This window comes from Erwinia sp. HDF1-3R (assembly GCF_039621855.1).
Classification (GTDB): Bacteria; Pseudomonadota; Gammaproteobacteria; order Enterobacterales; family Enterobacteriaceae; genus Erwinia.
In genome coordinates this window covers 1,144,347-1,156,832 of the sequence record NZ_CP155071.1, presented here as the reverse complement: position 1 = coordinate 1,156,832, position 12,486 = coordinate 1,144,347, and the positions used below count along the sequence as shown (strand labels likewise).

The following is a 12,486-nucleotide window of genomic DNA, read 5'->3' as shown; positions in this document are numbered from 1 at the left end:
TTACAAACCTGCCGAAAGAGTTTATGTAACCCCCCGGAATCGCCCTTAACCGCAGCCAGCACAATGCAATAAGCCGGCGGGTGGGGCCCGGTGCCTGGCATTCCGCAGCGCTGAGTGCAGAGAGGAAAACCCGGATGGGCCAGCAGGGATGCTGGCACAAGGGCATGCCGGGACAGGGATGTCACGTCATGCCCGGTCCGAAAGGTCGACGAGCGGAGCGAAGGAACCGGGCGAAGCGCGGCGTGAGGACCGCCAGGCACCGGGCACCATCCGTTGGCGACGGCACCAGACTTTAGCCAGCCGGGCACCATCCGCTGGCGACACCCCGGATCTTTGCCGTATCAGGCTCCATCCACATATGGCATCCAGGGCCATACAGCATCAGGCACAACCCGCAGGCGACAGCACTGAGCCTTTAGCGCACCGTGCGCAACCCCCGGGCTACGGCCCTGAGGCTTTGGCACGGAGGTTGTCTTATTTGCAGAGTTCTCTTTGCTTTAAACCTGCCAAAGAATCGCCTGTAACCCCGGAAACCGCCCTTACCCGCAGCCAGCACAATGCAAAAAGAGCAGACGGGTGGGGCCCGGTGACAGGCATTCCGCAGCGCTGAGCGCAGTGAGGAAGACCCGGATGGGCCAGCAGGGATGCTGGCACAAGGGCATGCCGGGACAGGGATGTCACGTCATGCCCGGTCCGAAAGGTCGACGAACGAAGCGAAGGAACCGCGCCACGCGCGGCGCGAGGACCGCCAGGCACCGGGCCCCACTCGTAGGCGACACCCCAGGCCTGTGCAGCATCGGGCCCCACCCGTAGGCGCCCCCCCAGGGCTGTGCAGCACCGGGCCCCACCCGTAGGCGCCCCCCCAGGGCTGTGCAGCACCGGGCCCCACCCGTAGGCGCCCCCCCAGGGCTGTGCAGCACCGGGCACCACCAGCAGCTGATCACCAGGCCTTTACCGCACCGGGTCTCTGTACCCCACGAGGAGACTTTCGGCTAAGACGCTTTCGGTAACAACGCCAGGCTATGAGGTAAAAAAACTTTTTATCTCAGCGGCAGCGGCAACCGGCTGCTCCTCCTGAATAAAGTGACCACAGCGGCTAATGGTTTTCCCTTCTACATTGGCGAAAAAAGGGCTAAGCGGCACGCTCATATCGGGAATCGAACCCTGATCGGCGCTCAACGCCAGTAGCGGAACGGTCAGCTTCCCACCCGCAGCCAGCACCTTATTCTGATCTGCGGAATGAGCGGCAGAACGATAGAAAGCCAGCCCGGCGCGCAGGGCACCCGGCAGGGTGAAAATACGCTCGTACTCATCAAGATCCTCTTCGCTAAAACTAAAGGGATTGGCCGTTTTTCTGCGTAGAAACCAGTCGAGATAGACCCGCTCTTTCCCCGCAATAAGCGCTTCGGGTAAGTCAGGCAACATATGGAAGGAAAAATGCCACGTTTTCCATGAACGATCCGGCGCTGCGGGCAGCATTTCTGGCAGAGTAACACCCGGAATCCCGGCATCCATCAGTACCAGCCCGGAGAGTTCATTCTGATACATTGCCGCATAAGGAAATGCCACCCACGCGCCAACATCGTGCGCAACCAGACCATAATGCGTGATGCCTCTCTGCGAAAGCAGCCCGTGTACATAACGGGCTACGGTCTCAGTATCGTAGCCGTCAGTCGGCTTATCTGAATCGCCCTGGCCCGGTAAATCAATGGCAATCAGGCGAAATTTCTCAGCCAGCAACGGCATGACTTTGCGCCAGGAATACCAGCTCTCAGGATACCCCGCCAGCAGAACCAGCGTATCGCCATGTGGATTGCCGGACTCAACGAAGTGAAGACGTACGCCGCGTACCGTTTCAAATTGATGCTGGAAACCTGACAGCCGCGTTAATTCTGTATTAAATGCATGATCTACCATGTGATCCTCCGGGTTATTTAATGGCCTTTCAAACCTTAGCTCTGACGCCGACCAGTATGGAAGTAATCGTTTCCATATTAACGCTTATTATGGAAATGATCACTTCCATATGCAACGTCAAATTCTGGTAAAACAAATAAATTTAATACTCCCTTTATTTTCAATAAATTAAGCAGTCATTGAGGCCACCTTCAGCCCTGACTCTCATCACATACCCGGGTAGTCACCGGTGGCAGGCGAGCAAAACACCCGATATCTGCCCACCTATCTTCTTTGCATCGTCCTGGCTTCGAATAATTCGGTTCCGGCAGGAACGGGAAGTCCTTCGGCAGGTTTGAAAGCGGACAGATGTATTTAAAAATCATGCAAACAGGAAAACGGATGTGCCTTAAAGCAACTAAGAAGCCAGAGAGGGGGAGCATCCCTGCGCTTGACGGGCACTCCACAGCGCTGCGGCACAGATGGAGGGCCAGGTGAGGGCAGCAGGGATGCTGCACTCAGGGAGCGGCGGGCAGGACGCCCGCTAGCGACTGGGCCGTTCGGCCAGGAATCGAAGCCAAAGACACCACGCAACGCGTGGCGAGAGGATGCCCGGCGGCCATATTCAGTGACACTGACAGGTAACAGGGAAAAGCGGCTTTGATGTGCTTAAAGCGGCTCTTTCATGCGTGAGAACAGGACATAACTGGAAGTCGTTTACATTTCTGCGGCCAGACAAACTGGTGCACTAATAGCGATTCAGACGGGTAAATCAAGGATCGCCCACAAAGCCGCTCAGAAGCCTGCCTGAAGTTAAATGGTTTTACTCAAAGCCACTCAGAAGCCTGCCTAAAGTTAAATGGTTTTACTCAAAGCCGCTCGGAAGCCTGCCTGAAGTTAAATGGTTTTACTCAAAGCCGCTCGGAAGCCTGCCTGAAGTTAAATAGTTTTACTCAAAGCCACTCAGAAGCCTGCCTGAAGTTAAATGGTTTTACTCAAAGCCGCTCGGAAGCCAGAGAGGGGGAGCATCCCTGCGCTTGACGGGCAATCCGCAGCGCTGCGGCGCAGACGGAAGGCCAGGCGAGGGCAGCAGGGATGCTGCACTCAGGGAGCGGCGGGCAGGGACGCCCGCTCGCGACCGGGCCGTCCGGCCTGGAGTCGGAGCCAAAGGCACCACGCGAAGCGTGGCGTGAGGACGCCCGGCAAGCGCAGGGATGCTCCCCCGCCACCAGCACCGCCACCGCAGATACGGCAGCAGAATCAACGGCCTGAAACTACAGAGACGCCCTGCCGTTCGCCCGCGCGGCAAAAGCATCAGCCGGAAGTTTGAAAATAGACACAATACCGGTCAAATGTCGGGCCTGCTCCTCCAGCAGCGTTGAGGTTGCCGATGACTCCTCGACCAGTGCGGCATTCTGCTGGGTCACCACATCCATCTGCGAAATCGCCGTGCCCACCTGGGCAATACCCTTACTCTGCTCGCTGGATGCCAGAGCAATCTCACCCATAATCGCGGTTACGCTGGTCACGGACTTAAGGATATTGTCCATTGAATCACTGGTCAGCGAAACCTGCCGATAGCCATTATCGACGTTAGCAACAGACTCATCGATCAGGGCCTTAATCTCCCTGGCCGAGGCGGCGCTGCGCTGGGCAAGATTGCGCACTTCGCTTGCAACCACCGCAAAACCACGCCCCTGCTCACCTGCCCTCGCGGCCTCTACCGCCGCATTGAGCGCCAGAATATTGGTCTGAAAAGCGATGCTGTCAATTACGCTAATAATGTCCGAAATCTTACGCGAACTGCCGGTAATGCTCTGCATACTGCCGATCACCGTCTGCACCACTTCGCTTCCGTCATTAGCGGCCGAGGAGGTCGTCTGCGCCAGCACGCTGGCTTTTGCTGCGTTATCGGCATTTTGACGAACGGCGGCGCTCAGCTCTTCCATACTCGCCGCCGTTTGCGTCAGTGCGGCGGCCTGCTCCTCGGTTCGTGAGGAGAGATCGATATTTCCGGCGGCAATTTCACTGCTGCCCTGATGGATCTCCTCAGCGCTACGGCGGATCTGTGACACCGTCTTCACCCAGTTTGCCTGCATGATATCCAGCAGCGGAAGCAGCTGCCCCACCTCATTATTTCCCAGAGCAATGGTATCCTTATCCAGATGCCCTTCGGAAAGCACCTGAAGATGCTGCTTCACCCAGTTGAGAGGACGTGCCATAAACAGCGTCAGATAGCGCTCCGTCAGCAGCAGGATCAGCACACCACCGACCATCGCCATGATAATGATCAGCTTCGCCAGAGAAACCCAGTGGCTGATACGATCGTTGGCGGTCGCTTTAAGATCGTTAATTTCCTCATTGTAGGCGGTGATTGATCGAGTGAAATCAATACGCTGTGGAAAATAGTGCTGCTCAACCCGATCGGTGTAAGCCTGCTTATTATTGGCTTTGACCGCCTCAAACATCGGCACAATCGCCTGGGTAAACAGGGTCAGCGAACTGGTGTAAATCTTGTCAATCGAGCCACTGCTGATATTGGCATGATTCGTTACCTTAAATTTATCCAGCCCGCCCTGCAGAAAAGTGATATGCGCGTTGATCTGGCCCAGCATCTTTTGATAATGCTGCGTATTACCAGCCGCCTGGTCGACCATGGCCCGATCCATCGCCAGCTTAATTTGGTAATAGGTGTCGCTGGCGCCATTGATAATGTCGCTGTTCATCTGCTGAACATTGGTCAGGTCCACTTCTTCTCTGAGTGCGTTTAAAGCATGCAGGGAGAAGAATGACACGCCTCCCCAAAGCGCAGTAAAAACGATCAACACCGCGAGCATCATCACTTTAACTTTAATGTTGCGTAAATATTTCATGTAACCCCATAAAAGTGAATTCTGTTTAATCATGATGAATATCAAAAGGATATTTAAATACCCTATATATTATCTGGTTAATTAACTGATGACTTTTTTAAGATGCGGCACATCCGTCCGCCTGTTTATCGGCAGCAGGCGGTTTTTATTGATGATTAAATTCGGGATAAATAAATGAGACGATTTAAAAAGCCGCTCTTTCCACCGTCTCATATTTACATTTTGCAATGCAGCGTAAATATAACGTTATTATTTTTAGTTAAATTCGACAAGACTGGTTAATAAACCGTATAAGGCTGTGTTAGCTGTATATTTTAAGTCTGCCTGTTCAATATTGAAACATTGCCAGCTTTACTAAAGATTAATTTACGCTCAGTAATTTAAATTAGCATTTTTATGCAACAAGCCGTTCTGGAATAATTTATCGGGTGGGAAAAGAGGTGTACCCAGGAGTGCAACGGGTGGCGCCACGTCGCCGGGCAGACCGTTGGGCGCATGGATGCGCGAGTCGGAGCACAAGGGAAGGAGATTCTGGGGGCGCAAGGGGTGGACACCGGAATGGCGCAAGGGATGGGCACAGGAGAGGCGTAAGGGATGGGCACCGGAGAGGCATAGGGGAAGCCTCCAGGAGAGGCGCAAGGGATGGACACCGGAGAGGCATAGGGGATATCCCCAGGAGAGGCTTCAGCCGTTGGGCCCAGGCCAGACAAAGAGCGGTGAGCCCTGGCAGGCTTACCGCTTGTGACCTCCCCAGCCGCAAAACCGTCCGGGTCTGCTCCGTACGCGTCTATTGCTGGCTGTTACCCTTCGCCTGGCTTATGTTCCCGCCCAGCGCGCGATAAAGCGTCACATAGCTCACCAGATAATCCTGTAGCAGAGAAATATTATCCAGCTGGCTGCTATACAAACTCCGCTGGGCATCCAGCACCGTCAGATAGGATGCATAGCCATTTTGATAACGGTCCTGTGCCACGCTGAGCGAGCGGGTTAACGTGGCAACCCGCATGTCGCTGTGCGCCCGCTGTGCCTGTAAGAAATGTTGGGCGGCATAGCCATCCTCGACCTCATCCAGCGCCTGCAACAGCGTGGCGCGGTAGCTCCAGGCTGCGCGATCGCGCTGGGCCATCGCCACATCATAGCGGGCCTGCAAACGTCCGGCGGTAAACAGCGGGGCCAGCACGCTGCCGCCGTAGCTCCAGATGCGCACCGGATCGTAATTCAGTCCGCTGGTATACACCTCCCCGATGGAAGCACTCAGATTAAGCTGTGGCAGGAAATCTGCCCGCCGCGCGCGAAGCGTCTCATCAGAGGCCATCAGGTTTTTTTCGGCTTCCACAATATCCGGACGCCGACGAAGCAGCTCCGACGGCACAATCCCCGGCAGCGCTGGAACGGCAAGATGCTGCAAACTCCCCTTGCGGATGCTGCCAGGCACTCGCCCCGTTAACACGCTCAGCGCATTCTCCTGCTGGCGAAGAGCCTGCTGGAGACGGGGTACAGACTGTAACACGGACTGATACTCGGACTCCGCCTGCGTCAGCTCCAGCGCAGAAGCGTAGCCTCCATCGACCTGAGAACGAATGAGATCCAGCGCCTTACGGCGGGATACCACCGTGTCCTCGGTTAGTTTTAGCTGCTGATCCATGCCGAGCAGACCAATATAGGACTCCGCCGTCGCCGACGCGACGGAGAGCATCGCCCCCTTCTGCGCCGCTTCACTCGCTTCCAGCTGTGCCTGGGCGGCACGATTTTCCGCGCGCGTTTTGCCCCATAAATCAACCTCCCACGACAGTTCGGCCTGGGGCTGCCACGAGCGACTTTCACCCGGGCCGAGCACCGTCAGGCTGCGGGCCGACTGACCGCTGGCGGCAAGATCAACCGAGGGGAAAAAGCCTGAACGCGCCTGGCTCAGGGAGGCTCGTGCCTCTCTTACCCGGGTTGCAGCCACCGCAAGATCGGCATTATTTTGCAGCGCCTCCGTCACCAGCGCCGTAAGCTGGGGATCGTTAAAGGCGGTCCACCAGGCGGGCGATCCCGGTGCCGTCATATAAAACGCCGGATTATCGCGCCAGGCGGCGGGCAAATTGACCTTTGCGTCAGAGGGCGGCGCCTGATAAGCGGGAATGCACCCGCTTAACAGCGTTGCAGTAGCCAGCAGCAGGGTACGAAAAAGGTGGGCAGGCTGACTCATTTCTCACTCTCTCCTGGCTGCTGCTGGGTATCCACGCTGGTTTCGACTGACATTCCCGGACGCAGATGGCCAAAGAGAGGCTGTCCCTTATCAACCATAATCTTAACCGGTAGCCGCTGTACCACTTTAGTAAAGTTACCGCTCGCATTATCCGCGCGCAGCAGGCTGAACTCAGAGCCGGTTGCCGGTGAGAAGTCGCTAATATGACCCGACAGCGTCGCGCCGCCCAGTGCGTCAACGCTAAAGGTCACCCGCATTCCCTTCTGCATATTATGGATCTGCGTCTCCTTGAAGTTCGCCACCACCCAGATATCATCGGGCACCAGATACATCAGCTGTGAACCGGCGGTAACGTATTGTCCCTGACGCACGCTCGCCTCGCCCAGCGTGCCGTTACGCGGTGCGACTATAACGGTATTGGAGAGATCGATTTCTGCCTGGCGCAGCCGCGCCTGGGCAATTTCAACCTGCGCAGCCAGCCCTTCCTGCGCGACCTGGGTCGACTTCTCAGTCTCTACCGCAATACTGAGATCGGCCTCGGCCTTGGCGACATTAGCCCGGGCAAGCCGCGCCTGTGCCACGGCCTGGTCCCGTTCACGCGTGGACACCGAGCCATTTTCGGCCAGGCGACGAACGCGCTTTTCATCCAGCAGCGAACGCTGGTTTTCGGCTTTCACCGCTTCTAAATCCGCCGTCCGTGCCCCAATCGTCGCCCTGTTTTGCGCCAGGGTCTGATGGGATTTTGCCAGCTCTGCCTGCGCGTTCTTTAGCTGCCCTGCCGCTTCATCGCGTTTCGTCAGGTAGTTTCGCGGGTCGATGCGTACCAGCGGCTGTCCCGCCTTGACCGTTTCATAATCCCTGACCAGCACCCCGGTCACATAACCACTGACCTGGGGTGCCAGTACGGTCATTTTGCCGCGCACGTAGCTGTTATCGGTGCGCATCAGGCCATTATTAAAAGGCCAGATACGCCAGGCAGAGAGGATAAGCAGCACGCCGGCCAGCGCCACAAACGCCATAATAATCAGCGTGCGCCGCTGCGGCTTAATGATTTTAGGCGGAGCGGTGGGTTCAGCGCTGACGTCTTCGTGCGCTGGCGATGCTTTGCGCGGCGCTTCAGGATGGCTATCAGGCATCAGTTTTTTTCCTTATCGGGTTCATGACGAGAGGGGGTGGAGGCGTTTTTTTTCTGCCGGGCAAGCCGCAGCACGTGAAAAAGGGACCAGCCGAGGAAGCCCATTGCCATCGTGCCGGTCAGGACAAAAATATCGTTAAACGCCCGGATGCTGGCTTCCTGACTCACCACCTGTGAAAGCTGCGCGCCGCCCTGGGCATTTCGCAACTGCGGATCGGTCAGGGTGCCCGCGTAGCTGTTACTGTAAAGGGTGGTGCGCTCGGTCACCTGTGGCCGCGTCGACTGTAGATCCTCATTCAGCTGGGTGGTGTAAGCCTGCTGACGATACACCTTCATCGTTCCCAGCAGCGCGGGGCCGGCCAGGCCGCCGAAGTTCTGCGAAACCGAAAACAGTACGGCAAAAGAGACGATCCAGGCGGGGCCATTTTTCAGTGCGCTCATTACCCCCATCAGCATCATCGGCCCCAGGAAAATCCCGGATGCCATGGCGATCAGGAACTGGCTGAACAGCATATTGACCGGACGCGTCAAATTGGTGGAGAGATGGTCGAGCGAACTGCCGATGATAATCAGCACCACGGCCAGCAAAATTTGCAGCACCATGGTCTTAGGGTTAAACAGTACGGCGCTGCCGATAATGCCGACCAGCAGTCCGGCCAGAATGGCGGCATAGAGGATCTGTAGCTGGTCCTGAACCATGCCAAAGCTGCGCAGCATCCCGACCGCACCGTAAGTCTGCTCTGACAGCAGGAAACGCATGGTAAATGCGCCAAAGGCAAAGCGCAGCGTGGAGACGGAAAGCAGCCAGCGCGTCTGGATAAGCGGCGCCCGGCGATAGTGTTCAATCACACCACCGCCGAGAATAAGCACCCAGCCTGCCGCCAGCGCGAGACCTATCCAGCGGGCATTGAACCACCACTGATTGACGCCCTGTATCAGCACGGCGCAGAACAGGGCCAGCCCTGATCCAATCAACAGGAAGGTGATAAAGTCGGTTTTTTCAAAGGTTTTGATCAGAATGCCCGGCGGCAATTTGAGTGAAACGACGGCGGCCAGCGAACAGACTGCCAGGCCGGCTTCAAACTGGTAGAGCACATGCCACTGCCCGACATCGCTCAGCGCGGGTGACAGGATCCACGCCAGCGGCGTAGCCAGCTGGGAGATACCCAGCCCAAGAATAAGGCCATTGACCATACGCGCCTTGCCAACGGCCTGTAACATATAGAAAATGGCGAGAGAACTGACCGATGCGCCAGCAAAACCGCTGGCGGCACGCACCATCACTCCCATGGCAAAGCTGTCCACAAACAGGTGCAGTAAGGTAAATACGGCATAGAGGGTCAGACCGATCTCGGCAAACAGGCGCATGCCATACTGCTGACGGAACTTAAACACCAGCAGGTTTGCCGAGACGTTGACCATCAGATAGGCGGCGGTCAGCCAGCTTCCTTCAACGGGAGTCAGCCCCAGAGAACCCTGTATGGCAGGCAGATTGGCACTGACGAGGGCCGTTCCCAGCCCACCGGTTAACCCAATCAGTAAGGCCACCAGTCCGTACGCGATGCGGATGGGAAACGAGTGAGAGGGCGTTGAAGGCGATCCTGGCATCGACGGTTTTTCATCATCCGTCCAGTCGGGTAACGGTTTTAACAGCTGAGGTTCTGACATGGTGATTTACTGCATCCTAAAATGAGCCAATAGTGGGATTAATAAGCCGGGGTACACCACCATGTGGAACGCCCTCTCACGTTAAGATTGTAAGCATAGCTTATAATCATTATCAAAAACTATAGGAACTATTTTGAACTCCCAGAATTTTATGTTTTTACTGGGTGATATCCGCCGCAACCTGCTTAAGCTGGGTGAAACGCTCTTTCATCACGAGCATCTGACCATTGCCCAGGCGCGCGTACTCTTTCATCTGGAGAGAAATGAGGGTATCAAACAGGCCGAGCTGGCTGAAATCCTGGATGTTGCACCCATCACGCTGGCACGCGTGCTGAACGATCTGGAAGCGCAGGCGCTGATTGAGCGGCGTAAAAGCAGCCTGGATCGCCGTATTTTGAATCTCTTCCTCACTCCGACCTCACGTCAGGAGTTGGAAAAGTTCGACGCGGATATGCGAGGGCTGCTTGAGGTCACCTGTCGGGGCATTTCATCCCAGGAGATTGCGCAGGTATCCGACATTCTGGAGAAGATGGACGCCAACATTGTCGGCTTCCTTAAGGCGGAACAAAAAGCAAAAGCCGTCCCGAAGCGGGTGCCGCCAGCCGGTGCGGTTGAGACGCCGCAGACCGATAGCGAATAAAGTCCGGACTGCGATGAGTGCGCGTAATTGCTGGTACTGACCGGTCGGGATCCGCCAGCGGAAGAAGGATCTGTCCGTTATGCCCGTTTTGCATTGGGTGCTAAATCTGCGGGATGGCATGGTGATGGGGAGGACAAAATTAAAATATCGTCTACGCTTAATACCTTACAGTTATCTTTTTCACTGTGCTTAATGTTGGGATGAACATATGAACGTAAAATTACTCTCTGTAGCAACGCTGACTGCGTTATCACTGCTTTTTGTTGCCGGGTGTTCTTCAAACCAGGCAATTAAGACCACCGATGGCAGAACTATCGTGACCGATGGTAAGCCGCAGGTGGATAGCGATACCGGACTGGTTTCCTATAAGGATGCCCAGACGGGTAAGACCGAGCAGATTAACCGTAATCAGGTTAAAAACATGAGTGAATTAAATAACTAATAAGCAGGAGCAACACATGAAAAAAATGATCTATTTGCCTGTTGCCGCGCTGGTTTGTATTGCCGCGCTCTCCGGTTGTACGCGTAGCAGTTATGCTATTCACACCAATGACGGGCGCACTTTAGTCAGCGATGGCAAGCCTGCGGAAGATAGCAAAACGGGCCTGATCCAATATACCGATGCTAACGGTAAGCACCAGCAGATCAATAAAAGCGAAGTGAAGGAAATGAGCGAATTTCCTAAGTAAGCTTCCGCCCGTAAAAAGAGCCTCTTCGGAGGCTCTTTTTATTTGTCATGTCGCCCGCTGACAATGATTGCACGGCCGTAAAGGCTTAAGGCTCTCGTCGGTAAGGCCAGGTAACAGGTGCGATACCGCCAAGCTGAGGCCGGGCAAACAGGTACCCCTGAAAGCGCTGAATGCCTGCCGCTTCCAGCCAGCGCCACTCTTCAATCTTCTCTACCCCTTCGGCCACTATGGCAATTTCCATCGCCGAACAGCAGGTGATAATCGCCTGAACGATTGCCTGTTTCGGTCCGTCATGATGAATATCGGTAATCAGGCTGCGGTCGATTTTTAGCTTGTCGGGCTGAAAACGGGACAGCAGTGACAATCCCGCAAACCCTGCACCAAAGTCATCAATGGCCAGGCTAATCCCCGAGCAGCGCAGCTGACGCATCGCCCGCTCAAACTCGTCGAACCGGGATATCACCTCATCCTCGGTCACTTCCACGATAACCTGATCCGGGATCAGCCCGTTGCGGGCAATCTGATCGAGAAGGATATCAACCGCATCCGGCACCACCACCAGCGACATAGGCAGCAGGTTAAGCGAAATTTTATTACGCCCAATACCCATTTTTTTGGCCTGCTTCAGCGCCCAGTACTTCGACTGGAGATCCGCTTCATACAGCTTTTCGGGAGGAAGCGAAGCAAAATAGTCCTGTGCCGGGCCACCTGAGGGGCTGCGAATGAGCGCCTCCAGCGAGCTTATCGTACGCTTCAACGGCTCCACGATGGGCTGAAAGGCAAACTGGCAGGGTGCGGCTTCTGAAGGGGTGTCATCCTGGGTTTGATAACACGCCTCTGATACCAGATGCCAGTGACGCGCGTCGTCGCTCTCCGGACGGTTATCTCTGCCGCCGCCGGTGACAAAGGTTTCAATAAACTTTAAAACCCGATCGTCGTAACTGAGCTGATATTTCGAGGTTCCGTGCTGTAAAACCGTTTGCATCACCGTTTCCTGCGCATGGTCGCGCAGATCCATGAGCTCCATTCCCAGGTTACCGAAGCGACGTGCAGAGGCATAATCACGCATCAGCTGGACGATATGATAATGCCGGGGATCCTCGCAAATATGTTCATAAAGGGTATTTACGGCGCTGAGCGGACCTTCGAGGACCTGGAGGAAATAATCACCGTCAAACAAAAGAATGCCCGTTACCTCCAGAGAGGCGTTGTTGACTCGCGCCTTATCAGCAAGCTGATAAAGTCGTGGCAGCGTAACGCCTGGACTCAGGCGGCTTCGGTAGATCAGCGTCGACAGCATTATTAACAGTTCCTTTCACATCAGCGCACTTTTGTTCGCCCATCCCAGGGGAACAAAAGTGTTTCAGCGGTCTTCCCCCTTGTTAACGGGGAAA

At 55.5% G+C, this 12,486-nt stretch carries 10 protein-coding genes; 4 read left to right on the top strand and 6 right to left on the bottom strand.

Features of this window, described 5'->3' with window-relative positions; translation table 11 throughout:
• Nucleotides 1–1,020: 1,020 nt before the first annotated feature.
• Nucleotides 1,021–1,917: an alpha/beta fold hydrolase gene (locus tag AAGR22_RS05150; RefSeq protein ID WP_345830706.1), complete on the bottom strand. Its 897-nt coding sequence runs from the start codon at nt 1,915–1,917 to the stop codon at nt 1,021–1,023.
• A gap of 1,074 nt (nt 1,918–2,991) precedes the next feature.
• Here AAGR22_RS05150 and AAGR22_RS05145 point away from each other — a divergent pair.
• Entirely contained in the window at nt 2,992–3,168 is a 177-nt protein-coding gene (locus tag AAGR22_RS05145) for a hypothetical protein (protein WP_345830704.1), read from the top strand.
• Between the two features lie 2 nt (nt 3,169–3,170).
• Here the strand turns inward: AAGR22_RS05145 and AAGR22_RS05140 are convergent, their stop codons facing one another.
• From AAGR22_RS05140 to AAGR22_RS05125, 4 genes are all read right to left on the bottom strand, one after another.
• The gene (locus tag AAGR22_RS05140; RefSeq protein WP_345830703.1) at nt 3,171–4,769 is read right to left on the bottom strand and encodes a methyl-accepting chemotaxis protein; all 1,599 of its coding nucleotides are present in this window, start codon (nt 4,767–4,769) and stop codon (nt 3,171–3,173) included.
• Nucleotides 4,770–5,556: 787 nt separating this feature from the next.
• Nucleotides 5,557–6,960: an efflux transporter outer membrane subunit gene (locus AAGR22_RS05135; protein WP_067706372.1), complete on the bottom strand. Its 1,404-nt coding sequence runs from the start codon at nt 6,958–6,960 to the stop codon at nt 5,557–5,559.
• On the bottom strand, nt 6,957–8,096 hold the full coding sequence (locus AAGR22_RS05130; protein WP_345830701.1) for an HlyD family secretion protein: 1,140 nt from the start codon (nt 8,094–8,096) through the stop codon (nt 6,957–6,959). The genes AAGR22_RS05135 and AAGR22_RS05130 overlap by 4 nt, the downstream gene beginning before the upstream one ends.
• Nucleotides 8,096–9,763, bottom strand: a complete 1,668-nt coding sequence (locus AAGR22_RS05125) for an MFS transporter (protein WP_345830699.1) — start codon at nt 9,761–9,763, stop codon at nt 8,096–8,098. The genes AAGR22_RS05130 and AAGR22_RS05125 overlap by 1 nt, the downstream gene beginning before the upstream one ends.
• A gap of 133 nt (nt 9,764–9,896) precedes the next feature.
• Here AAGR22_RS05125 and AAGR22_RS05120 point away from each other — a divergent pair, with 133 nt between their 5' ends.
• The 3 genes from AAGR22_RS05120 (at nt 9,897) to AAGR22_RS05110 (ending at nt 11,092) form a co-directional block, all read left to right on the top strand.
• Nucleotides 9,897–10,403 (top strand): MarR family winged helix-turn-helix transcriptional regulator, encoded by a 507-nt coding sequence (locus AAGR22_RS05120; protein WP_345830697.1) that lies wholly within the window; start codon nt 9,897–9,899, stop codon nt 10,401–10,403.
• A 208-nt stretch (nt 10,404–10,611) separates the two neighbouring features.
• The gene (locus tag AAGR22_RS05115) at nt 10,612–10,845 is read left to right on the top strand and encodes a YgdI/YgdR family lipoprotein (RefSeq protein WP_067706384.1); all 234 of its coding nucleotides are present in this window, start codon (nt 10,612–10,614) and stop codon (nt 10,843–10,845) included.
• A gap of 16 nt (nt 10,846–10,861) precedes the next feature.
• A complete protein-coding gene (locus AAGR22_RS05110; RefSeq protein WP_345830695.1) occupies nt 10,862–11,092 on the top strand; it encodes a YgdI/YgdR family lipoprotein in 231 nt (76 codons plus the stop codon).
• An 85-nt stretch (nt 11,093–11,177) separates the two neighbouring features.
• Here the strand turns inward: AAGR22_RS05110 and AAGR22_RS05105 are convergent, their stop codons facing one another.
• On the bottom strand, nt 11,178–12,392 hold the full coding sequence (locus AAGR22_RS05105; protein WP_345830693.1) for a diguanylate phosphodiesterase: 1,215 nt from the start codon (nt 12,390–12,392) through the stop codon (nt 11,178–11,180).
• Nucleotides 12,393–12,486 lie beyond the last annotated feature (94 nt).

Coding starts and splice junctions, on each gene's coding strand:
- AAGR22_RS05125 (WP_345830699.1), bottom strand. CDS start 9,763: ATGTCAGAACCTCAGCTGTTAAAACCGTTACCCGACTGGACGGATGAT.
- AAGR22_RS05150 (WP_345830706.1), bottom strand. CDS start 1,917: ATGGTAGATCATGCATTTAATACAGAATTAACGCGGCTGTCAGGTTTC.
- AAGR22_RS05140 (WP_345830703.1), bottom strand. CDS start 4,769: ATGAAATATTTACGCAACATTAAAGTTAAAGTGATGATGCTCGCGGTG.
- AAGR22_RS05130 (WP_345830701.1), bottom strand. CDS start 8,096: ATGCCTGATAGCCATCCTGAAGCGCCGCGCAAAGCATCGCCAGCGCAC.
- AAGR22_RS05105 (WP_345830693.1), bottom strand. CDS start 12,392: ATGCTGTCGACGCTGATCTACCGAAGCCGCCTGAGTCCAGGCGTTACG.
- AAGR22_RS05110 (WP_345830695.1), top strand. CDS start 10,862: ATGAAAAAAATGATCTATTTGCCTGTTGCCGCGCTGGTTTGTATTGCC.
- AAGR22_RS05135 (WP_067706372.1), bottom strand. CDS start 6,960: ATGAGTCAGCCTGCCCACCTTTTTCGTACCCTGCTGCTGGCTACTGCA.
- AAGR22_RS05145 (WP_345830704.1), top strand. CDS start 2,992: ATGCTGCACTCAGGGAGCGGCGGGCAGGGACGCCCGCTCGCGACCGGG.
- AAGR22_RS05115 (WP_067706384.1), top strand. CDS start 10,612: ATGAACGTAAAATTACTCTCTGTAGCAACGCTGACTGCGTTATCACTG.